This is a genomic window from Methylocaldum sp. MU1018, assembly GCF_053646775.1.
In genome coordinates, this window is record NZ_CM132195.1 from 2,456,924 (window position 1) to 2,477,017 (window position 20,094).

General features: G+C 60.4%; 18 protein-coding genes. 6 read left to right on the forward strand and 12 right to left on the reverse strand.

Translation table 11 applies throughout. The annotated features are described in order from the left end of the window. Positions 1 to 94 precede the first annotated feature (94 nt). The 6 genes from ACWJKU_RS11295 to ACWJKU_RS11320 form a co-directional block, all read right to left on the reverse strand. Positions 95 to 682 (reverse strand): ABC-type transport auxiliary lipoprotein family protein, encoded by a 588-nt coding sequence (locus tag ACWJKU_RS11295; RefSeq protein WP_454142402.1) that lies wholly within the window; start codon positions 680 to 682, stop codon positions 95 to 97. Further along, positions 679 to 1,593, reverse strand: a complete 915-nt coding sequence (locus ACWJKU_RS11300; RefSeq protein ID WP_454142403.1) for an MlaD family protein — start codon at positions 1,591 to 1,593, stop codon at positions 679 to 681. The genes ACWJKU_RS11295 and ACWJKU_RS11300 overlap by 4 nt, the downstream gene beginning before the upstream one ends. A 1-nt stretch (position 1,594) precedes the next feature. After that, on the reverse strand, positions 1,595 to 2,359 hold the full coding sequence (locus ACWJKU_RS11305; protein WP_454142404.1) for an ABC transporter ATP-binding protein: 765 nt from the start codon (positions 2,357 to 2,359) through the stop codon (positions 1,595 to 1,597). A 2-nt stretch (positions 2,360 to 2,361) separates the two neighbouring features. Next, positions 2,362 to 3,498 carry an MlaE family ABC transporter permease gene (locus ACWJKU_RS11310; RefSeq protein WP_454142405.1) on the reverse strand — a complete coding sequence of 379 codons (1,137 nt, stop codon included), beginning with the start codon at positions 3,496 to 3,498 and terminating at the stop codon, positions 2,362 to 2,364. Between the two features lie 89 nt (positions 3,499 to 3,587). Continuing rightward, complete coding sequence (locus ACWJKU_RS11315) at positions 3,588 to 4,412, reverse strand: FTR1 family iron permease (protein WP_454142406.1); 825 nt, start codon at positions 4,410 to 4,412, stop codon at positions 3,588 to 3,590. 18 nt (positions 4,413 to 4,430) lie between these two features. Next, positions 4,431 to 4,769, reverse strand: coding sequence for a cupredoxin domain-containing protein (locus tag ACWJKU_RS11320; protein WP_454142407.1), 339 nt, complete (start codon positions 4,767 to 4,769; stop codon positions 4,431 to 4,433). A 276-nt stretch (positions 4,770 to 5,045) separates the two neighbouring features. On the opposite strand from ACWJKU_RS11320, the gene glpK reads away from it, so the two are divergent. Beyond that, positions 5,046 to 6,542: a glycerol kinase GlpK gene (gene glpK, locus ACWJKU_RS11325; RefSeq protein ID WP_454142408.1), complete on the forward strand. Its 1,497-nt coding sequence runs from the start codon at positions 5,046 to 5,048 to the stop codon at positions 6,540 to 6,542. Between the two features lie 149 nt (positions 6,543 to 6,691). Then, the gene (locus ACWJKU_RS11330; RefSeq protein WP_454142409.1) at positions 6,692 to 7,051 is read left to right on the forward strand and encodes a glycine zipper domain-containing protein; all 360 of its coding nucleotides are present in this window, start codon (positions 6,692 to 6,694) and stop codon (positions 7,049 to 7,051) included. Positions 7,052 to 7,195: 144 nt separating this feature from the next. Here ACWJKU_RS11330 and ACWJKU_RS11335 read toward each other — a convergent pair whose 3' ends face one another. Beyond that, on the reverse strand, positions 7,196 to 7,471 hold the full coding sequence (locus tag ACWJKU_RS11335; RefSeq protein ID WP_454142410.1) for a hypothetical protein: 276 nt from the start codon (positions 7,469 to 7,471) through the stop codon (positions 7,196 to 7,198). Positions 7,472 to 7,770: 299 nt separating this feature from the next. Continuing rightward, positions 7,771 to 8,442 carry a TetR/AcrR family transcriptional regulator gene (locus ACWJKU_RS11340; RefSeq protein WP_454142411.1) on the reverse strand — a complete coding sequence of 224 codons (672 nt, stop codon included), beginning with the start codon at positions 8,440 to 8,442 and terminating at the stop codon, positions 7,771 to 7,773. A 92-nt stretch (positions 8,443 to 8,534) separates the two neighbouring features. Between ACWJKU_RS11340 and ACWJKU_RS11345 the strand changes: the two genes are divergently transcribed. From ACWJKU_RS11345 to ACWJKU_RS11360, 4 genes are read left to right on the forward strand one after another with little or no spacing between them, the layout of a single operon-like run. Then, positions 8,535 to 9,794: an efflux RND transporter periplasmic adaptor subunit gene (locus ACWJKU_RS11345; RefSeq protein WP_454142412.1), complete on the forward strand. Its 1,260-nt coding sequence runs from the start codon at positions 8,535 to 8,537 to the stop codon at positions 9,792 to 9,794. Positions 9,795 to 9,815: 21 nt separating this feature from the next. Continuing rightward, entirely contained in the window at positions 9,816 to 13,013 is a 3,198-nt protein-coding gene (locus ACWJKU_RS11350) for an efflux RND transporter permease subunit (protein ID WP_454142413.1), read from the forward strand. A 54-nt stretch (positions 13,014 to 13,067) separates the two neighbouring features. Then, a complete protein-coding gene (locus tag ACWJKU_RS11355) occupies positions 13,068 to 14,633 on the forward strand; it encodes an efflux transporter outer membrane subunit (RefSeq protein WP_454142414.1) in 1,566 nt (521 codons plus the stop codon). Further along, complete coding sequence (locus tag ACWJKU_RS11360) at positions 14,623 to 15,135, forward strand: NUDIX hydrolase (protein ID WP_454142415.1); 513 nt, start codon at positions 14,623 to 14,625, stop codon at positions 15,133 to 15,135. The genes ACWJKU_RS11355 and ACWJKU_RS11360 overlap by 11 nt, the downstream gene beginning before the upstream one ends. Here the strand turns inward: ACWJKU_RS11360 and ACWJKU_RS11365 are convergent. The 4 genes from ACWJKU_RS11365 to gltX all read right to left on the reverse strand — a co-directional run bounded on the left by ACWJKU_RS11365 (position 15,118) and on the right by gltX (position 19,927). After that, complete coding sequence (locus ACWJKU_RS11365; protein ID WP_454142416.1) at positions 15,118 to 15,717, reverse strand: NUDIX hydrolase; 600 nt, start codon at positions 15,715 to 15,717, stop codon at positions 15,118 to 15,120. The genes ACWJKU_RS11360 and ACWJKU_RS11365 overlap by 18 nt on opposite strands. Positions 15,718 to 15,770: 53 nt before the next feature. Further along, complete coding sequence (locus ACWJKU_RS11370) at positions 15,771 to 16,919, reverse strand: PQQ-dependent sugar dehydrogenase (RefSeq protein WP_454142417.1); 1,149 nt, start codon at positions 16,917 to 16,919, stop codon at positions 15,771 to 15,773. A 153-nt stretch (positions 16,920 to 17,072) separates the two neighbouring features. Next, positions 17,073 to 18,527, reverse strand: a complete 1,455-nt coding sequence (gene cysS, locus ACWJKU_RS11375) for a cysteine--tRNA ligase (RefSeq protein ID WP_454148118.1) — start codon at positions 18,525 to 18,527, stop codon at positions 17,073 to 17,075. Further along, the gene (gene gltX, locus ACWJKU_RS11380; RefSeq protein ID WP_454142418.1) at positions 18,527 to 19,927 is read right to left on the reverse strand and encodes a glutamate--tRNA ligase; all 1,401 of its coding nucleotides are present in this window, start codon (positions 19,925 to 19,927) and stop codon (positions 18,527 to 18,529) included. Before gltX ends, cysS begins: the two co-directional genes overlap by 1 nt. Between the last annotated feature and the right edge of the window lie 167 nt (positions 19,928 to 20,094).

Genomic DNA, 20,094 nt, shown 5'->3' on the forward strand with positions numbered 1-20,094 from the left:
CCGATTTGAAAATCGCCGGTTGAAACCTCCTCAGGACCGGTGCTGCCGAAGAATTTGCTTCGATCAGCTTGCGGGATCGGATCGCCGAAACACGTCAACGCGATTCGGCGACGGGCTCATGCGCGACATTCAATCCCTCTATCCAGGTCCGTACCGCGATGACCGATTCGTCGGCCAAATCCGCCAAAGCCGGCACGACTCCTGCCGCATCGGCGCTGGGCGAGACCTTGTCGAATTCGAATATTCGCTCGGCCAGACGCTTGCCGCTGCCGGCCTCGTGGATTTGCGCTCGAAAACGGATCACCGCTTTGGCGCTGTCGGGCCGCTCGAAAATCTGCTCGAACGCTTCGAGTTCGATCCGAACCCGGAACGGTCCGTCATGGCCCGACAGGGAAAAACGCTGCGCCAGCAGCTTGGGCGGCGGCGCAATCCAGCGATCCAGCGTGTAGAAGCCCACCCGGGTGGGATCGGAGTAGGCAAGCCGATAGCGAATTCGGTCGTCCCTCAGCCATTCCGGGGCGGTCACCTCCACGGCGGACCACGGCGCCGGCGAGCGCTCCGAACGGCTCGACAGCGGCCCCAGATCGTGAATCTTGGGCGGAGGCGATTTTTCGGGCGCGACGATGCATCCCGAGGCAGCCAGCATTACGAGCAACAGTTTCGTGAAAAGAAATTTCTTCATTTCGGCTCCAGAAAGCCCGGCTCTCCCGGCCCAGGAACGCCTTTAGGCGGTCCGAGCAAGAAAACCCTGGGATCGTTTTTCAACATATCGGAAAAGCCTTTGATATCGGTGGCGATCGAGTGAGTCTCATCAAGCAACGCATTCACCTTGGGCAGAGTGGTTTTTACCACCACGTCTCCGGCCGAACTGCCGGAAGCGATCAGTTTTTCCGTAGTTTTAGCGAGTGACCGAATTTCCCGGACGGTCGCCTCCAGATCGCCAGTAAGCCGAGTAACTCCCGCCATCATCCGCTGCGCCTCTCCACTTAACGCCGGCACCGTCGCCAGCGTTTCGTCCATGCCTTTTTCCAATGTGGCCAACTGTTCGGCGGCGACGGCAACCGAGTCGAGGATACGCTGAATCCGCTCGCGATTGCCTTCGTTCAACACGCTGTTGAGGCGGGTCGCCAAGATGCCCAATTGGGAGAGGATGTCCTGCCCGGATTCGGTGAGTTTGTCGACCAAAGAAGGCCGTAAAGGGATACGCGCCGGATTGTCCGGGCTCGTCTGCAAAAGCTCCGGCTGCTCGCCGCTGTCGTGCAGTTCCACTTGCGCCAAGCCGGTCAGCGCCTGAACGCGCAAGGTCGCATAGGCACCCTTGGTGATCGGAAGGTTCTTGTTCAGCTCGACCCGAACGAGAATCAGCCGCCGGTCTTCGGGATCGAAACGGATGGAGGAAACCTTGCCGGCATTCACGCCCCGGAAGAGTACCGTCGACTCCGGATTGAGCCCCGAGACGGAGCCCTGAGTGACGACATAATAGCCCTTATATTCTTCGCCATAACGGCTCAGCCACATGGCGGCGATAATCGAAACAACCCCCAGGACGACGACGAACAACCCCGTGAGGAAGGCGTAACTTTCTCTGCTCATATCAGCTCTGCTCAAAGACGCGGCGGCCGCGCTTCCCGTGAAAATAATGCCGGGCAAAGGGATGCTCGGAAGCCAGCGCATCCCGAAGCGGACCGCATACGACCAGTCGCTGGTCGGCAAGCACGCCGATCTTGGTGCATAAATCTCTCACCGTATCCAAGTCATGAGTCACCATGACGACCGTAAAGCCCAGTTCCCGGTGCAGCCCGCTCAAAAGATCGACGAATTCTTCGCTCAATACCGGATCGAGTCCCGATGTCGGTTCGTCGAGGAGCAATAATTCCGGCTCCATCACCAGCGCCCGCGCCAGGGCGACGCGCTTGATCATGCCGCCGGACAATTCGGACGGCATCAATGTGCCGTGGTTTGCGCTCAGCCCCACCATCGCAAGCTTCATACGCACCAAATGGCCGATGAGCCGTGCATCGAAAAGACGAAATTCGCGCAACGGAAATGCGATGTTATCGAAAACGCTGAGGGCGCTGAACAGCGCTCCGGCCTGAAACAACACGCCGCAACGGTTGCGAAGATGCTGATGCCGGTCGGCCGCGGCATCCTGCAAGCACTCACCGAAAAGATAGGCCCTGCCGCGGGTCGGCTCGTGAAGCCCGATCATTTCGCGCATCAGCAGCGTTTTTCCGCTCCCCGAACCGCCGACCAGTCCGAAAATTTCGCCCCGGCGCAACGTCAAACTGATATCCCGGTGAACCACATTTTTGCCGAAGCAGGTCCAAATCCCTTCCAGTCTGATGATGGCATCGTTCATGATCACAAACCTACCCCACGGAACAGGATCGCGAAAACGGCGTCGATCAGAATCACCAGAGTGATGGACGCGACCACCGAGCGGGTGGTCTCGTTGCCCAGGCTCTCGGTGTTCGGCGCGACGCGGAATCCAAAATGACAGGCTATCAGCGCGACAAACAGCCCGAACACGGCCCCCTTGCCGAATCCGATGGCGAAATTGGCCGCCGGCACCGCATCGGGCAATTTCGTGAAAAACTGATAATAACCGACTCCCAATTCAAAATGGGCCGCGACCGCTCCGCCGATCAATGCGATCGCATCGGTCCAGACGACCAGAAGCGGCAAGGCGATCATCAGGGAAGCGACTTTGGGCAGGATCAGTCGTAGCGAGAGGGAAATACCCATTGCCTCGATCGCATCCAACTCCTGGGTGACCTTCATGACGCCGATACGGGCCGTCATGGCCGACCCGGAGCGTCCCGCCACGAGGATGGCCGCGAGCAAAGGGCCGAGTTCCCGGATGATGCTCAGCCCGAGTATGTTGACGATGTAAATTTGAGCGCCGAGGCTCTGCAGTTGCAGCGATGAGAGATAGCTGACCACAATCCCGATGAGAAACCCGACCAGCGCGGTAATGCCCAAGGCGCGCCCGCCGGTCTCGTGAATCGCCGCCGAAATCTCGCGCCACGGCACGTCCCGGGGATGGCGCATCAGATATCCCGTGTCGAGTATCAATTGCCCGAAGATCGAGATGAACGCCCTGAGGTGCTCCGCCGCCCTCGAAAAGGCGCGACGAATGTATTCGCGGACGGGCGTCGCGCGCCGGCTCATCGGCTCGGATAAGGCGGCCGTCCCATTCTGCAAGCGGGCGAACGTGGATTCCTGCCCGGGGCGCAAATACAGTTTGCCGGGCAACCGTTCGCCCCAGGACTGCCACAGCATGAAAGCGCCGGCACTGTCCAGGGCCGTCACTTCGCGCATGTCCCACTCGTTGGCATCGTCGCGGGCATAGGCTCGGAGCCGTTCGCCAAGACGCGGGCCGTCCGCCGCCAACCCGCGCAGGTTCCACTCGCCTTTCAGCGCAAGAATATGACGACCGGATACCGTCCTTTTCTCGATGGACGGCGCGAATGACCTATCGGTCGATTGTTCTGCCATGACGGGTATTCAACTGCCTTTAGCCGCTACGAACCGGATGGAACTCGCCGCGGGTTTCGGAAGCGCCGTTCCGCGCGGGCAAGACGGGTTCAGTGCCCTGCGGGACGTGCCGGTCCGTCGCCGAATACCCGCATCAAGCTCACGATGATCGCGAGCGTCGCGAGATAGAACAGGATTTGCACGCCATCCGGGCGGGATACATAACCGATCAGGGTGTGCAAGACCTGACCGATCAGACTGTCCTCGGACAGCCACATGGACGTATTCCATATCTCGCGGCCCAAGGGTGGGAGCAGATCGGCCTGCACCAGATAGGCCGCGCCTTGCGAAGCCAGGCCGGCGGCCAAAAATAGAATGAGCCAACTGGTCACCTTGAACAGGTAACGCGCGGGAATGCGCAACAAGCCGTAGTACATCGCCAAGCCCGCCGCGGTGCCCAGCGAGATGCCGGCGATTCCGCCCGTCAGCATGGATCCTGTATGGCTTTCGCCCGCCGACGCGATCCCGTATAAAAAAAGAACCACTTCCGAACCTTCCCGCAGCACGGCCAGCCCCACCACGACCGCCAGGGCATAGAGCGGCCGATCGCCCGACTGCACGGCCTTTCCCACCCGGCTCATTTCCTGTGCGAGCTCCCGCCCGTGGCGCTGCATCCAGATGTTGTGCCAGCCGAGCATCGCAACCGCCGTGAACAATACGACCGCATTGAAAAGCTCCTGTCCGACGCCGGATACTGCTTCCGCGAGCGTGTCGGCAAAAGCCGCGACGGCGCAAGCGCCGGCAAGTCCGCCGGCGACGCCGCCCCATACCCACCAGCCGCGAGCGGCGACGCCGCGGCTGGCCGCCATGACGATGCCGATCACCAGCGCGGCCTCGATGACTTCTCGGAATACGATGATTGCAGTGGCTAACATGTTCTCGGTAACACCGGGTTATTTTGCAACGATGCGCCCCTTGGCGGATTCTTCGTGAAATTCTCCGAAAAAGTCATAAGTGCCCGGATCGAGCGGACCGATCGACACAGTGACCTGACTCTTGCCGGGAATGATCTTTTCTCTTTTCAACGAGCGGCTTTCGAATTCCTCGGGAGTCGAATCTTCGTTCTTGACGATCAGCTTGAACTTTTGGCCAGCCGGCACCTCGAGTTCCGCCGGCTCGAAACGATGCTCCTTGATCGTCAGCGTATACGTGTCGGCCGCCGAAACGGAACCGCAAGCAATCAAAAATGCACCGGATACGAGAAGCCGGGTCAAATGAGTCCTGCTCTGCATGATGTTCGATTCTCCCAAGTTGTTAAGGCATACGCCAATTGCGCAAATGCAACGGACATGCCTGAAAGCTAAATGATAATTCTTATCAATTGATTAGGCAAACCGGCGCGGGCGACGCCAGGGCCCGAAACAGCGCGGGGCTCTTCCCGACACGCTCCTTCTCCCGCTTGCGAATTCTTCTTGCCTGAATAACGGCACGGTGGTAGGTAGGCAACGGCGGGACCCGGCGCCTTCGAAACGCCGCCCGTAAATCCTCTCGTTTCCGGAAATGACGCCATGCCTCATTACATCGCCGTCGTCGACCAAGGCACCACCAGCACTCGCTGCATTCTCTTCGACCGCGCCGGACGCATCGCCGCGATGGCCCAGGCCGAGCACCGGCAGATTTGTCCCTGCCCCGGTCGGGTCGAACATGATCCGCTCGAAATTTGGCGAAACACCCGGACCGTCATCGAAGAGGCATTGCGAACGGCAAAAGTCCGGGCTCAGGACATCGCGGCTCTCGGAGTGACCAACCAGCGGGAAACGGTCGTCGTCTGGAACAAATTCACCGGGAATCCGGCATATCCCGCCATCGTCTGGCAAGACACGCGCAGCGCCGGCGCCTGCGAGCGGCTCTCCGCCGAGGGCGGGCAGGATAGATTCCGCGCGAAAACCGGGCTGCCGATCGCTACCTATTTCTCGGGACCCAAGCTTCAATGGCTGCTGGATCACGTCGACGGCGCCAGGACGCATGCCGAACGCGGCGAGCTGCTGTGCGGCACGATCGATAGCTGGTTGATTTGGAATCTGACCGGCGGTAAAGACGGCGGCGTTCATATCACGGATGTGACCAATGCCTCGCGCACGCTGTTGATGAATCTCGAAACCCTCGCCTGGGACGAAGAGCTTGTCGCCGCCATGAACGTACCGGCCTCCATGCTGCCGGAGATCCGTTCCTCGTCCGAAATTTACGGCATCGCGAAGGGCGCTCTCGCCGGCGTTGCAATAGCGGGAAATCTGGGCGATCAGCAGGCCGCGCTATTCGGGCAAACCTGCTTTGACGCCGGCGATGCGAAAAACACCTATGGAACCGGCTGCTTCATGCTCCTGAATACCGGCCCGACGCCGGTGCGGTCCCGGCATGGGCTCGTCACTACGGCGGCTTACCGGCTCGGCGGCGCTCCGCCCGTCTATGCCCTCGAGGGCTCGATCGCCATGGCCGGGGCTCTCGTTCAATGGCTGCGGGATAATCTCGGCCTGATCCGGACCTCGGCGGAGATCGAAACCCTGGCCAATACGGTCGAGAACAATGGCGGAATCTACCTGGTGCCGGCGTTTTCGGGACTCTTCGCTCCCTACTGGCGCAGCGATGCCCGGGGCATGATCATCGGGCTGACCCGTTACGTCAACAAAGGCCACTTTGCCCGCGCCGCGCTGGAGGCCACCGCCTATCAGACCCGCGACATCGTCGAAGCGATGCGCCAAGAGACCGGACTGGATCTGGATGCGCTCAAAGTGGACGGCGGCATGGTGTCGAACGAAATCCTCATGCAGCTTCAAGCGGACATTCTCGGCATCCCGATCATCCGCCCGACCGTGACCGAAACCACCGCGCTCGGCGCGGCCTTCGCCGCCGGTCTCGCCGTGGGTTTTTGGAACGGCCTCGAGGAACTCCGCGATCTATGGAAAAAAGACAGAGAATGGCGCCCCCGAATGACGCCGGCAACGCGGGAACAACTCTATGCCGCGTGGAAAAAGGCGGTTACCCGGACCTTCGACTGGATCGAGTAAGCGAGACCGGTTCCTGCGCGCCGCGCGAGAAACGCCCGGACATCCACGGCCGGCGTCGGTTGCCGTTACGCCTTACCGATCGCGTTCAGCCTCCGTTCAGGAAATAGGAACGATACTAGGCGCGCCTCGTCAGAAAAGGAGCGAACGCCATGAATACAATAAGACATCAGTTATTGGTGCTGACCCTTGGCACCGCGCTAACCGGCTGTGCGTCCACGGGATATCACGCTCATAGCGACTATCCGTATCGCAACACCATCACCGGAGCCGCGATCGGCGCCGCCGGCGGCGCGTTACTCGGACACGCCGCGGACGACGGCGGACGAGGCGCGCTCGTGGGCGGCGCCGTCGGAGCGATGGTTGGCGGCGCGGCCGGCTACTATATGGATCAGAAGAAAAACCGCGATCCCTACTACGGCCGCCAGCCTAATTACAGCAGTTACAACGACTCATACCGCCCATCCCCCTACGGCAACCGGGACACGCGCACCTACCCCTATCCGTACTGAACCGCTGGATCGCTTCACCGCAGCCGGACAGGCCCGGAAACGCGCTCAAGTCGATATTCACGGCCCCCTCGCCTTTAGGGTTCGCCAAGGACGGCTTTCGGCTTGCCGGAGCCGCAAGACGGATACGCCGACGGGCGCCGCCCGCTATTTGAGTTCGCCGATCGCTTCCTTATCCTGATAGATGACTTTCGGTTCGAAGTGATAGGCCGGATGTCTCGGATCCGGTTGCGGGCTTTCCTCCTTCGCCGGAACGATGACTTTCGGCTCGAAGCGATAGGCCGGGTATCTCGGATCCGGTTGCAGGCTTTCCTCCTTCGCCGCCGCTTCGGGCGCCGGGACGATCACTTTCGGCTCGAAATGATAGGCGGGGTACCGCTCGTCGTCGCCCGCCGCGCTCACCGAAACAAACGTCGTCAACACTATCGAACCACCGATGACAATTGCATTTCTCACGATGTCCACCCTTGTGCCGTTTATCTCGTTCTTACCACTAGCAATTAACCGGATTTAATCCATTGAAGTTTTCCAATTTTTGAATCCTGCCGCCGGATCTGTCAATGCGCTTCCCAAAGCCGCCGCCCGGCAAGCCCCTAAACCGCCGAACGGATCGGCATTGCCGCAAGGCCCCGAGCCGCATTATCGATTTGCTCCGCCGATGAGCGGCCGGAAAGCGCCTCCGCTCGGCGAACCACGCTCCTTAATTTATGACTCCGGAGCGCTCAATCCGTATCCGTCCGATTCACGCATCCCCGCAAGAACAACGCCACCGCCTGCTGCGTCCAGCGCTCGACTTCATCTTCCGTCGGGGCGGTTTCCAAGCCCAGTTGTTGGCGCTGAAAGCGTTCGCCGCGCAGCGCGCTGACGAATTGCCCGGCCAAAAACGTCGGATGGACGGCTATCAATCGTCCTGCCTTCTGGTGTATTGCAAAAAACTGCGCGAGCCGATCCAGCGTGCGCTGCGGCCCTTGCTCATAAAATTCGGCGGCCAGTTCCGGGAAATGATGCGCTTCGGCTATCAATTGCGCGCGCAGACGCACGATCTCCGGGCGAGAAAGACAAAAAAGAAAGTGCTTCCCGAATTCAACGAGCGTTTCCTCCAAGGGTTTGGCCAAGGCCGGATCCAACGGCAAGGTGGCCGCCAAAAGATCGCTGTAGTGCCGGATGACCGCCCCGAATAAATCGGCTTTGCCGCCGAACTGCCGATAGATCGTACGAAGCGAGACGCGAGCCTCGCGAGCGATGGTTTCCAGGCTCACATTGCCGTAACCTCGCTCCACGAACAGCCGAAGCGCATGATCCAGAAGCTGATTGCGCCGGATGGCGGACTCCCCCTTCCGCGGCCGGCCTACGCGCATCATCGTCTCTACTTTTTCCTTAATTTGAATGGACATTCACACATTGTTTAGCGAGAATAATGAAACGATATCTTACCTTTTCTTTTTGCGCCCCACCGCAATCTTAGATCGCTTTCCCTGAATACGCCATGCCTATACCAGCCCAGTTTGCGCCCGGTAAATGCCTCGGTCCGTCAGTCCAAACACGCGACTCCAAACCCCGGACGGCTTGCGGAAACGCCGTCCGCCGCGCTCTGCCGCGGCTGATCCTGGGCGCGGCGATACTCGGACAACTGCTCGGCTGCGGCAACTCCCAAGAAAATCATGTTGCCGCGGCGGACCAAACGCCGCCGCCCAAAGTCAAGGTAGCCCAACCTCTACAAAAGGAAGTTCTGGAATGGGACGAATATACCGGGCGCATAGAAGCAATGGAAACCGTGGAGGTCCGCGCCAGGGTCGACGGCTATCTCGACAAGGTGAACTTCAAGGCCGGCGACCTGATAAAAAAGGGCGACCTGCTGTTCGTCATCGATCCGCGCCCCTATCGTGCCGAACTGAATCGGGCGGAAGGGGAGCTCGAACAGGCCAGGGCGCGGCTCGAACTGGCGAAAAACGATTTCCAGCGCGCGGAACGCATGCTGCGGTCGAAAGCCATTTCCCTAGAAGAATACGACACCCGGAGCAAAGGACAACGGGAAGCCTCCGCTGCCGTCCGGGCGGCAGAGGCTTCCGCGCAAACAGCCAGATTGAACCTCGAATTCACCGAAGTGCGAGCGCCCATCAGCGGACGGATCGGGCGCGAGCTCGTCACCCAGGGCAATTTGGTGAACGGCGGCGGCGGCGACGGGACGTTACTGACGATCATCGTGTCGACCGACCCGGTTTATGTCTATATCGACGCGGACGAGCGGGCGGTGCTCAGGTACAGGCGCCTGGCCGAAGCCGGGAAGCGGAGCAATGACCGCGAAACCCGGATTCCGGCCAAATTGGCGCTGATCGACGAATCCGATTTTCCTCACGACGGCTACATCGACTACATCGAGCCGCGCATGGATCCCAGCACCGGCACCTTGCGGGCCAGAGGCGTTTTCCCCAATCCCAACGAATTGCTGAGCCCCGGCTTCTTCGGTCGGGTCCGCGTCCCCGGAAGTCCGCCTTATCAAGGGTATCTCATTCCCGATAGAGCCATCGGCACAGACCAGGGCCAAAAGTTCGTGTGGATCGTGAAAGACGACGACTCGGTCGAGTACCGCCAAATCGTGCCCGGCGTCGCCGTCGGCTCGATGCGCGTCGTTTCCGACGGATTGCAGCCCGGAGAATGGGTCGTCATCGAAGGCATCCAAAAGATACGGCCCGGCAGCAAAGTACAAGCGGAGCGCATCACGCTTTCCGAGACCGACGGCATTTAATCGAAGACACGGCGTCCGGCCATGACGAGATTCACTCACTTTTTCATCGACCGCCCCATCTTCGCGTCGGTACTTTCCATTCTCATCGTTCTCATCGGAGGACTGGCGGCGATCACCCTGCCGATCGCCCAGTACCCCGAGATCGCGCCGCCGAACGTCGTGGTGCGCGCCACGTATCCGGGCGCCAACGCGAAAGTCTTGGCCGAAACGGTGGCCACGCCGATCGAGCAGGAGGTCAACGGCGTCGAGGACATGCTGTACATGTCGTCCCAATCCACCAACGACGGCGTGATGCAGTTGACCATCACCTTCAAGCCCGGGACCGATCTCGATAAATCGCAGGTTCTGGTGCAAAACCGGGTCGCCCTGGCCGAACCGCGACTGCCGGAAGAAGTGCGACGGCAAGGCATCACCGTGCGCAAGCGCAGCCCCGATCTGAGCCTGGTGGTGAACCTGATTTCCCCCGACGGACGTTATGACAGCGTCTATCTCAGCAATTACGCCCTGCTCCAGATCCGGGATACTTTGGCCCGGCTGCCGGGCGTCGGCGACATCGTTTTGTTCGGCGGACGCGAATACAGCATGCGAATCTGGCTGGACCCGGAAAAGGTGGCCGCCCGTAACCTGACCGCCACCGACGTCGTACAGGCGATCCGCGAACAGAACATCCAGGTGGCGGCCGGCGTCGTCGGACAACCGCCCACCCCGGGAGGAATAGAGTTTCAGCTTACCGTCACCACCATGGGAAGGCTGTCGGACGAGAGCCAATTCGGCGACATCATCATCAAGACCGGACAGGACGGTCAGGTGACACGACTCAAGGACGTGGCGCGGATCGAACTGGGAGCCAAAGACTACAGCTCTTCGCTCAATCTGGACGGCAAGCCGACGGTAGGTCTGGCCGTCTTCCAGTTGCCGGGCTCGAACGCCATCGACACCAAGAAGGCGGTGGTGGATGCCATGGAGACGCTCAAGCAGCGCTTCCCCGAGGGGCTCGATTATCTCCTCGTCTACGACACCGTGGTATTCGTCACGCAATCCATCGCGGCGGTCGTTCAGACGCTTTTCGAAGCCATTCTGCTGGTCGTGATCGTGGTTCTGGTCTTTCTGCAGAACTGGCGGGCCACCATCATCCCGCTGCTGGCGGTGCCGGTGTCGCTCGTCGGCACCTTCGCCGTCATGTCGGCCATGGGACTCTCCCTGAATACGCTTTCCCTGTTCGGACTGGTTCTGGCCATCGGTATCGTGGTGGACGACGCCATCGTGGTCGTCGAAAACGTGGAACGGAACATCGCGCTCGGCATCCGGGCGCGGGAAGCGACCCGGAAAGCCATGGACGAAGTCGTCGGCCCCATTATCGCGACAGCGCTGGTCCTGGTAGCCGTTTTTGTGCCGACGGCCTTCATCACCGGCGTCTCCGGGGCGTTCTACAAACAGTTCGCCCTGACCATATCGGTATCGACCGTTATTTCCGCATTCAACTCGCTGACCTTGAGCCCGGCCCTTTGCGCCCTGCTGCTGGATCGGGCCCACGGCGACAAAGACTTGTTCACACGCCTGTTCGACCGGTTCTTTGGCTGGTTCTTCAACGGCTTCAACCGGTTTTTCGGCGTCTTCAGCGAGGGCTATTCGAGACTGGTGGGTCGACTGCTCCGCATTACGACCGTGGTGCTGGCGCTCTACGTAGCGCTCAACGGCCTCAACTTTCTGGCTTTCACCAAAGTGCCGACCGGATTCATCCCGCAACAGGATCAAGGCTATCTGATCCTGTACGCGCAACTCCCGGATGCCGCTTCGCTGGAACGCACCGAGGCGGTAGTCAAGCGAGCCACGAATATCGTCCTGGAAACCGAAGGCATCACTCACGTCAATGCCTATGCCGGATATTCGGTCCTGGCCGGAACCAGCCAATCCAACGCCGGCACCCTGTTCGCCCGCCTCGCTCCGTTCGAAGAACGGGCCGGCCATCCGGGACTGTCCGCGGAAGCGATCATAGGCAAGCTGCGCCAGAACCTCTCGGGGATAGAGGATGCCCATATCGCGGTGTTCGCCCCGCCGCCGGTTCGCGGCCTCAGTTCGGTGGGCGGCTTCAAGCTGCAAATCCAGGACCGCGCCAATGTCGGTCCCGAGGAATTGCAGCGGGCCACCAACGAAATTATCGCCAAAGGCAACCAGCAGCCCGGCTTGGTCGGCTTGTTCACGACCTTCAGATCCAGCGTGCCGCAGGTCTACGTGGACGTAAACCGAACCCAGGCCAAGTCCTATGACGTTCCCCTGGGCAGCGTCTTCGATACGCTCCAGATTTATCTCGGCTCGCTGTATGTCAACGATTTCAACCGTTTCGGCAGAGTCTATCAGGTGACGGCGCAAGCCGATTCTCGGTTCCGGCTGAAACCGTCGGACATCGCCGACCTCAAAACCCGCAACCGGAACGGCGATATGGTTCCGCTAGGCACATTGGCGGACATTCGCGAAACGGTCGGGCCGGACAAGGTGGCGCACTACAACATATACCCCACCGCCGAAATCAACGGCAGCACCCTGCCCGGCGTCAGCTCGGGCCAGGCCATCGCCATGATGGAACAGATAGCGAAGCAGGAGCTTCCGCTCACCATGGGCTTCGAATGGACCGAACTGAGCCTGCAACAGATCCTCGCCGGCAACACCGCGGCGATTGTATTTCCGTTGAGCGTGATCTTCGTGTTTCTGGCCCTGGCCGCGCTGTACGAGAGCTGGTCGCTGCCGTTCGCGATCATTCTCATCGTGCCCATGTGCCTCTTGAGCTCGATGGCCGGCGTCTGGCTCCGCGGCATGGACAACAATATCTTTACCCAGGTGGGCTTTATCGTCCTGGTCGGGCTGGCCAGCAAAAATGCGATTCTCATCGTCGAGTTCGCCCGCCATCTCCAGGATACCGGCAAGGACCGTTACCAAGCCGCCATCGAGGCCGCGCGTCTGCGCCTTCGGCCGATCCTGATGACTTCCTTCGCATTCATCCTCGGCGTATTTCCGCTGGTCATTTCCAGCGGCGCGGGCGCGGAGTCCAGACGGATACTCGGCACCGCCGTCTTCAGCGGCATGTTGGGCGTGACCTTGTTCGGGTTGCTACTGACGCCGGTGTTCTATGTCGTCATGCGCGGTCTGGTCGAACGCCGCGAGCGACGGCGCTCGGAACATTCCGCGGCTGTCGTTCAATCCTCGTCGAACAACCATTCCTGAGTCCGCAAAGATATGTCCAAGCCTTGCCCTACCGTCCGGCCCAAGCGATTCGTCATGCGCGATCGTTCTGCGAGCGCGCCGCCCGCCCGTCTCCGTAACGCCGCTCCGATGGCGCTCGCTGCGATACTGTCCGCCTGCGCGGTCGGCCCCGATTACACGAAACCCGAAGCCGACGCGGGATCGCGGTTCGCCAATGCCGTACTTCCCGAATTCGAGCCCGCCGGCATCGAGGCGGATTGGTGGAAACAGTTCGACGATCCGACGCTATCGGATCTGATCGACCAGGCGGTGAAAAACAACCGGGATCTCAAGGCCGCCGAGGCAAATCTCCGCGTCGCGCGCGCGCTCTACATGGAAGCCGGGCTGGACCTCCTGCCGACGATCACCAGCCACGCCAATTACACGAACCTCAAGCGAAGCTTCGACGCCATGAATCGCCGGTCCTATGCGCCGCGCGATCTGGAACTGTTCAATACCGGGTTCGACGCTTTTTGGGAGCTCGACATATTCGGCCGCATACGGCGCAACATCGAGGCGCGCGGCGCCGAAGTGGACGCGGCGCAGGCCGATCGGCGCGACCTGCTAGTCAGCATCATTGCGGAAGTGGCGCGCAATTATTTTGAATTGCGCGGCCTGCAAAACCAGTTGCAGGTCACCCAAAAAAACGCCGACAACCAAATGGCCACTTTGGAGCTGACCGAAGCCAGGCTGGAAGCCGGCCGCGGCACCGAACTCGATACCTCGCGAGCCAAGGCCCAGCTTGATTCTACCCTGGCGACGATCCCGCCGATTCAAGCCAGGATCAGGGAAAACATTCATCGCCTCAGCGTGCTGATCGGCCAACTTCCGGATACGCTGTCGAGCCGCCTGTCCGCTCCGGCGCCCATACCCAAGATTCCGGAAATCGTCCATATCGGCAATCCTGCCGATCTCATGCGGCGCCGTCCCGATATCCGCATCGCCGAACGCAATCTGGCCGCGGCTACCGCCGGAATCGGAGTCGCCACGGCCGATCTTTTCCCCCGGGTGACCTTCAACGGCACGATCGCTCTGGAGTCCCGCACCCTTTCCGGCCTCGGCGCGCCCGGCTCGGAGACTTACTCCGTGGGGCCCCGCATCTCCTGGGCGTTTCTCGATCTGGGGCGCGTGAGGGCTCGCATCAAGGCGGCGAATGCCCGTACGGAATCCAATCTGGCGCTTTATGAACAAACGGTGCTCACCGCACTCGAGGAGACCGAAAATGCGCTTGTGAACTATAACCGGGAGCGCGCCCGCCGCGATCTGCTGGCTTCGGCCGCAACAGCCAGCGAAAGGGCCCATCAACTCGCGCATCTGCGTTTCGAAGACGGCATTTCGGATTTCCTGACCGTGCTGGATGTCGAGCGGAGATTGCTCCTGGATCAGGAGCAACTGGCCCAAAGCCAGACCTCTACGGCTACCAGCCTGATTGCGGTCTACAAGGCGCTGGGCGGCGGCTGGGAGATTTACGAAGAAGATCGGAACACCGCCGCGGCGGTTCCCGCGTCATCACGACAGCGCCATATGGATCCATCCAAGCGCGGGATCGTACCGGAGCAGCGATTCCGGCCAAACCAGCACGAGAACCCCCATGAACCATGAACTGCTTTGCGAAGTCGACGAACACGACCGGGTTATCGGTCCTCGGGCCCGGGACGAAGTCCATGAACTGGGATTGCGCCACCGGTCCGTGCATATCCTGGTATTCAACCAGTCCCACGAAATCCTTTTGCAAAAGCGTTCGCAAAACAAGGACGTCAACCCCGGGCTTTGGGACACCTCCGCCGCCGGGCACGTCGATTGGGGCGAAAGCTACGACGATTGCGCGGTGCGGGAATTGGGCGAAGAACTCGGCATCGCGCACAGCTCGCCGCTCGGATTTTTATTCAAGCTGCCCGCCTCCGCGCAAACCGGATGGGAATTCGTTCACGTTTATCGCCTGGTTCATTTCGGCGAGCTGCAACCCAACCGCAGCGAGATCGACGAATGCCGCTGGTTCGGCATGAACGAGCTGGATGCGTGGGTTGACGACTCAGGAGCCGGATTGACCTCGTCGTTCCGGCTGATCTGGCAAACCTATCGCCATTCAAGGACCGCGCGATAGCCGGTCTCGGTTTTCGTCCAGCCAGGCCCGGAGCTTGATGAGCGCCAGCCGGGTCGAGTTGAACGCCAGCTCCTCGGGCTCGATCTCATCGGGCGATACCAGCCGAAAATCGGCCACATCGTCCGCCGCCCTCAGATTTCCGATCTCCGGCGCATCGCAAAGAAAGAACAGGTCGGTGACTTTGTAAAGCACGCCGCCATATGAATAATCGTTCGGCGCGCTGGCCAGATAACGGTAGCGGGTCGTTTCGATATTCAATTCCTCGGCGATTTCCCGCCTGAGCGCGTCTTCCACGGACTCGTCGAATTCGACGAATCCGCCGGGAAGGTCGAGCTTGCCCCTGGCCGGATCCTTGCCGCGCACGCACAAAATCAGCCGATCTTCGTGAAAAACGAATGCGCCCGCCGCCGCGCACGTATTGAAGAAGAACAAGAAAGCGCAGCGACCGCACCTTATCGCACGCCGTTCCTGAATGCTCAAATGCTCGCCGCCACATCGCGGGCAAAAACGAAAGACATCATACGGTCCGGGCCCCATGTCGAGATCATCGAACGACAAATCCTCGGAATTTTGTAGTTTCATAGTCTCTCCGTGCTTGAACGATACGGATTGCCTTTTTCGCGCCGAACGGCCCGTCAGGGATTGGGCACCAAGCGCGCGATTTTGCCGTCGTCGGTGGAAAAATAAAGAAATCCTTCGGGTCCCGCCCTGACGTTGCGGATATTCGCGCCGAAATCGTTCAGCAGTTCCTCCTGCTTCACGACCTGGTCGCCGCTGCCGATCACCAGCCGGCGAAGATGCTGGCCGCTCAAAGTGGCCACGAACAGATTGCCTTTCCATTTCGGAAAAGCATCGCCGAAATAGAAAGCGATTCCGGACGGGGAAATGGACGGCACGTAATACGCCACGGGCTGTTCCATGCCGGGTTTTTCCGTGCCTTCGCCGATCTTCGGTCCCCAATACTCGCGGCCGTAAGTGATGACGGGCCAGCCGTAGTTGGCTCCCGGACGGATCAGGTTGATTTCGTCGCCGCCGCGAGGTCCGAATTCGCTCTCCCACAGCTCGCCGGTGAACGGATGTTTCACCAGACCTTGCGGATTGCGATGGCCGTAGCTCCAGATTTCCGGCCTGGCATCGGGATTGCTCGCAAACGGATTGTCGGCGGGTATGCTGCCATCCTCGTTCAGACGCAGAATCTTGCCGTTGTGGTAGTGCAGGTCTTGCGCCTTATGCCGCTCGTTCCGGTCGCCGACCGAGATGAAAAGTCTGCCGGCGCCATCGAATTCGATGCGCGAGCCGAAGTGAATGTTGTTTCCGTTGGGCTCCCAGGCGTCGAAGAGTTTTCGGAAATCCTTCAGCTCCGCGCCTTCCAGCCGACCACGCCCGAGAGCCGTGGTCATTTTATCGTCCGCTCGTTCCGAATACGTCAGATAAACCCAGCCGTTCTTGTCGAATGCCGGATGCACTCTCACGTCCAGCAATCCGCCCTGCCCGTCTCGGGCTACGGCGGGCGTTCCCTGCACGGTTTGCACCGCCTTGGTTTTCGGATCGAGGATGCGCAACTGTCCGTCTCGTTCCGTGAAAGCGATGCGTCCGTCGGGCAGGAAGTCGAAACCCCAGACCACGTCCTGCTGCTGGGTGACGATCTCTATCGAAAACGGTTGCCCTTCCGACTCGTGAGCGCTTCCCAAAGATCGGAAAGCACTGACGCTCACGGCGATAATCGCCGCCACGATCCCAAGGCGAATTCCGATATCCTTCATTTTTCCGGTTTCAGCTTTCACGACGCCTCCCTATGGATTTCGACACAAACCGCGATTTGCTTTTTAGCAGACCATGATCTCTCGTTTCCCGTATCCTGAAATGCCGATAGCTACATGAACGGAATCCGCTCGTTCAGAGCTTCCTAAAAAACGGGCTCGGCCGGCCAGCCGAAATCAAAGCCGTCGCCAGGTCGTGCCGCCGGCCGTATCTTCCAGTACGATGCCCTGCTCCTTGAGTTCGTTCCGAATGCGGTCGGCAGTGGCCCAATCTTTATTCTTGCGGGCTTCGAGCCGCTGTTGGATCAGCTCGTCGATTTTCTCATCGGAATAAGCGGCGGGAATGAAGGTCATTGGAGCGCCGCCCCCAAGGCCGATGCCCCCCGTTGGAGTAATCGTACGCGACCCTACTTTAAACCACGCTTCCGCATCGGCCTGCAACAGGCCCAGCACGCCGCCCAAGTCTCTCAAAGTCGCCGCCAGTTTCTCCGCCTCCGCAATATCGGCTGCCCGCGCTTTGTTGACTTCCCGCGCCAAATCGAACAACACGGCGATCGCTTCGGGGGTGTTGAAGTCGTCGTTCATCGCTTCCTCGAAGCGAGCGGTAAATGCCTTGTGCCTGCCCTCTTCTTCGAAAATCGGCAGATCACGGCGGAGTCCGCGCAGAGCGGTATAAAGCCGGGTCAATGCGGCATTGGCCTCGTCGAGATTTTCGTCGGAATAATTGAGCGGACTGCGGTAATGGCTGTTGAGAATGAAAAACCGCACAACCTCGGGGCGATACCGGGCCAGCACTTCGCGCACCGTAAAGAAATTGCCCAGGGATTTGGACATTTTCTCTTCGTTCACCCGCACGAAGCCGTTGTGCATCCACAGGTTGACGAATTTTTCGCCGGTCGCGCCCTCGGATTGAGCGATTTCGTTTTCATGGTGAGGGAACTGCAAATCCATGCCGCCGCCGTGGATGTCGAAATGATGTCCGAGACACCGGGTGGACATGGCGGAGCACTCGATGTGCCAGCCGGGACGTCCCCTGCCCCAGGGCGAATCCCAGGCCGGTTCGCCCGGCTTCGCCATTTTCCACAGCACGAAATCCAGCGGATCGCGCTTGGCCTCGTCCACCTCCACCCGCTCGCCCGCACGGAGATCTTCGATGTTCTTGCCCGACAAGCGGCCGTAACCCTCGAATTTGGACACGGCGTAGAAAACGTCTCCGTTGCCGCCGACATAGGCGTAGCCGCGGTCGATCAGCGTCTGGATCATCGCCAGCATGTCGTCTATGGATTGCGTCGCGCGCGGTTCGATATCGGGCGGCAGCACTCCGAGCGCCCGCTCGTCCTCGTGCATCGCGTCGATGAACCTTCCGGTCAGCGCCGCGATGGGTTCGCCGTTCTCGGCGGCGCGCTTGATGATCTTGTCGTCGATGTCGGTGATGTTCCGGACATAGGTGACCTTGAACCCGAGATGGCGCAGATAGCGCGACACCATGTCGAACACCACCATGACGCGGGCATGCCCCAGATGACAGTAGTCGTACACGGTCATGCCGCACACGTAGAGACGGACCTCGTCCGGCTCGATGGGGGTGAATACATCCTTCCGGCCGGTCAGGCTGTTGTGGATCCTCAACATCATTCGGACTCGTAGGTGAATTCGGCCAAACGGCGATGCAGGCGGCGCGGGTCCAGCACGCGGTAAACCGTTCCCAGTTCCGGACCGTCCAACCGTCCCGTCAACGCGGCGCGGAGCGGCATGAAGAGCGACTTGCCTTTGGCTCCGGTCCGGGCTTTCAGTTCGCGCATGAAGACGTCGAATTCGGCTCCGGCCGCATTGGCCGCATCGATGGCCGAAAGATAATAAGACTCGCCGGCCTGCTTCGCTGTTTCGGCGGCTTCGGGTTCGAGCTGCAACTCGTCCGTGAACAGAATGCGCGCCCACCGGTCGGCCTGTTCCGGAAACACGCAATTGCTGCGCACCATGTCGATGAACTCGGCCAGGCGAGCGTCGGGAACGACGGCGCAGGTCTCCCGGCGCAGCCATGTCTTGAGCGTCTCGTCGTCGGCCGAGCGTACCGCCAGTTGCTGCCAGTGGTCGAGGTGGACGATGTCGAACCGGGCCGGGGATTTGCCCAAATGGGACAGATCGAAGCGGGCCTTGAGGGTCCTGAAATCCATGATGTCGTCGCTGTCGTAATGATGTCCCAAGCGGGCCAGCATGTTCAGCAGAGCCACCGGGAAATAGCCTTCTTCGCGCAACTGATTCAAACTGCGGCTGCCGTTGCGCTTGGACAGCGGCGCCCCGTCGTCCCCCAAGATCAGCGAAATATGGGCATACTGCGGTATCGGCAGGTTGAGCGCCGCCAGGATCATCATCTGGCGCGGCGTGTTGGCGAGATGATCTTCGCCCCGCACCACGTGGGTCACGCCCATCAGCGCGTCGTCTATCGCATTGCAGAAGAAGAATGCCGAGCTGCCGTCGGCGCGGCGAATGATGAAGTCGCCGATGTCGTCGGTCGCGAACTTCTGCGGACCGCGAACGAGATCGTCGAATTCCACCGTTTCGTTCTTCGACACCCGGAAGCGCAAAGTCGGTTCAAGCCCTTCTTGCAGGTTGCGGCTGATCTCCGCGGGGCTCAGGTTGGCGCACTTTCCCGAATAACGGGGAGGACGGCCGGAACTCATCTGAATCTTCCGGGAGATTTCCAGTTCGCGCGGCGAGCAGAAGCAGAAATAAGCCCGGCCCTGCTGCTCCAGTTCTTCGTAATAGCGCTGGTAGACCGCTCCGCGGCGCGACTGGAAGTATGCCTCGTCCGGTTCCGCGGTTTCCGGGCCTTCGTCCCAGTTCAGGCCCAGCCAGCGCAAGTCGGTCATGAGTTCGTCGACAAACTCGCCGCGGCTCCGCTCCCGGTCGGTGTCCTCGATCCTAAGCAGGAAACGATCTCCGAATAATGCACTAAAAAGCGCCGTACGCGCGTTACCGAGGTGCATGAGCCCGGTCGGACTGGGAGCGAAACGAGTCTTGGTCGGTTTCATATATTAGGAAAAATGGAGGGAGAGACGGTCGGCAAGATCCTTGCAACAAGATCACTTTAGAGCAAGGCCGAACCTACCGCAACCCCGCAAAAGCTTCGCCTGCGGCGCTTTACCGATCGGTTGAGCGCGCCTCGCGCCAATAGCCACCCGAAGGCCGGATGTCAAGC

Coding starts and splice junctions, on each gene's coding strand:
- ACWJKU_RS11295 (WP_454142402.1), bottom strand. CDS start 682: ATGAAGAAATTTCTTTTCACGAAACTGTTGCTCGTAATGCTGGCTGCC.
- ACWJKU_RS11300 (WP_454142403.1), bottom strand. CDS start 1,593: ATGAGCAGAGAAAGTTACGCCTTCCTCACGGGGTTGTTCGTCGTCGTC.
- ACWJKU_RS11305 (WP_454142404.1), bottom strand. CDS start 2,359: ATGAACGATGCCATCATCAGACTGGAAGGGATTTGGACCTGCTTCGGC.
- ACWJKU_RS11310 (WP_454142405.1), bottom strand. CDS start 3,498: ATGGCAGAACAATCGACCGATAGGTCATTCGCGCCGTCCATCGAGAAA.
- ACWJKU_RS11315 (WP_454142406.1), bottom strand. CDS start 4,412: ATGTTAGCCACTGCAATCATCGTATTCCGAGAAGTCATCGAGGCCGCG.
- ACWJKU_RS11320 (WP_454142407.1), bottom strand. CDS start 4,769: ATGCAGAGCAGGACTCATTTGACCCGGCTTCTCGTATCCGGTGCATTT.
- glpK (WP_454142408.1), top strand. CDS start 5,046: ATGCCTCATTACATCGCCGTCGTCGACCAAGGCACCACCAGCACTCGC.
- ACWJKU_RS11330 (WP_454142409.1), top strand. CDS start 6,692: ATGAATACAATAAGACATCAGTTATTGGTGCTGACCCTTGGCACCGCG.
- ACWJKU_RS11340 (WP_454142411.1), bottom strand. CDS start 8,442: ATGTCCATTCAAATTAAGGAAAAAGTAGAGACGATGATGCGCGTAGGC.
- ACWJKU_RS11345 (WP_454142412.1), top strand. CDS start 8,535: ATGCCTATACCAGCCCAGTTTGCGCCCGGTAAATGCCTCGGTCCGTCA.
- ACWJKU_RS11350 (WP_454142413.1), top strand. CDS start 9,816: ATGACGAGATTCACTCACTTTTTCATCGACCGCCCCATCTTCGCGTCG.
- ACWJKU_RS11355 (WP_454142414.1), top strand. CDS start 13,068: ATGCGCGATCGTTCTGCGAGCGCGCCGCCCGCCCGTCTCCGTAACGCC.
- ACWJKU_RS11360 (WP_454142415.1), top strand. CDS start 14,623: ATGAACCATGAACTGCTTTGCGAAGTCGACGAACACGACCGGGTTATC.
- ACWJKU_RS11365 (WP_454142416.1), bottom strand. CDS start 15,717: ATGAAACTACAAAATTCCGAGGATTTGTCGTTCGATGATCTCGACATG.
- cysS (WP_454148118.1), bottom strand. CDS start 18,527: ATGTTGAGGATCCACAACAGCCTGACCGGCCGGAAGGATGTATTCACC.
- gltX (WP_454142418.1), bottom strand. CDS start 19,927: ATGAAACCGACCAAGACTCGTTTCGCTCCCAGTCCGACCGGGCTCATG.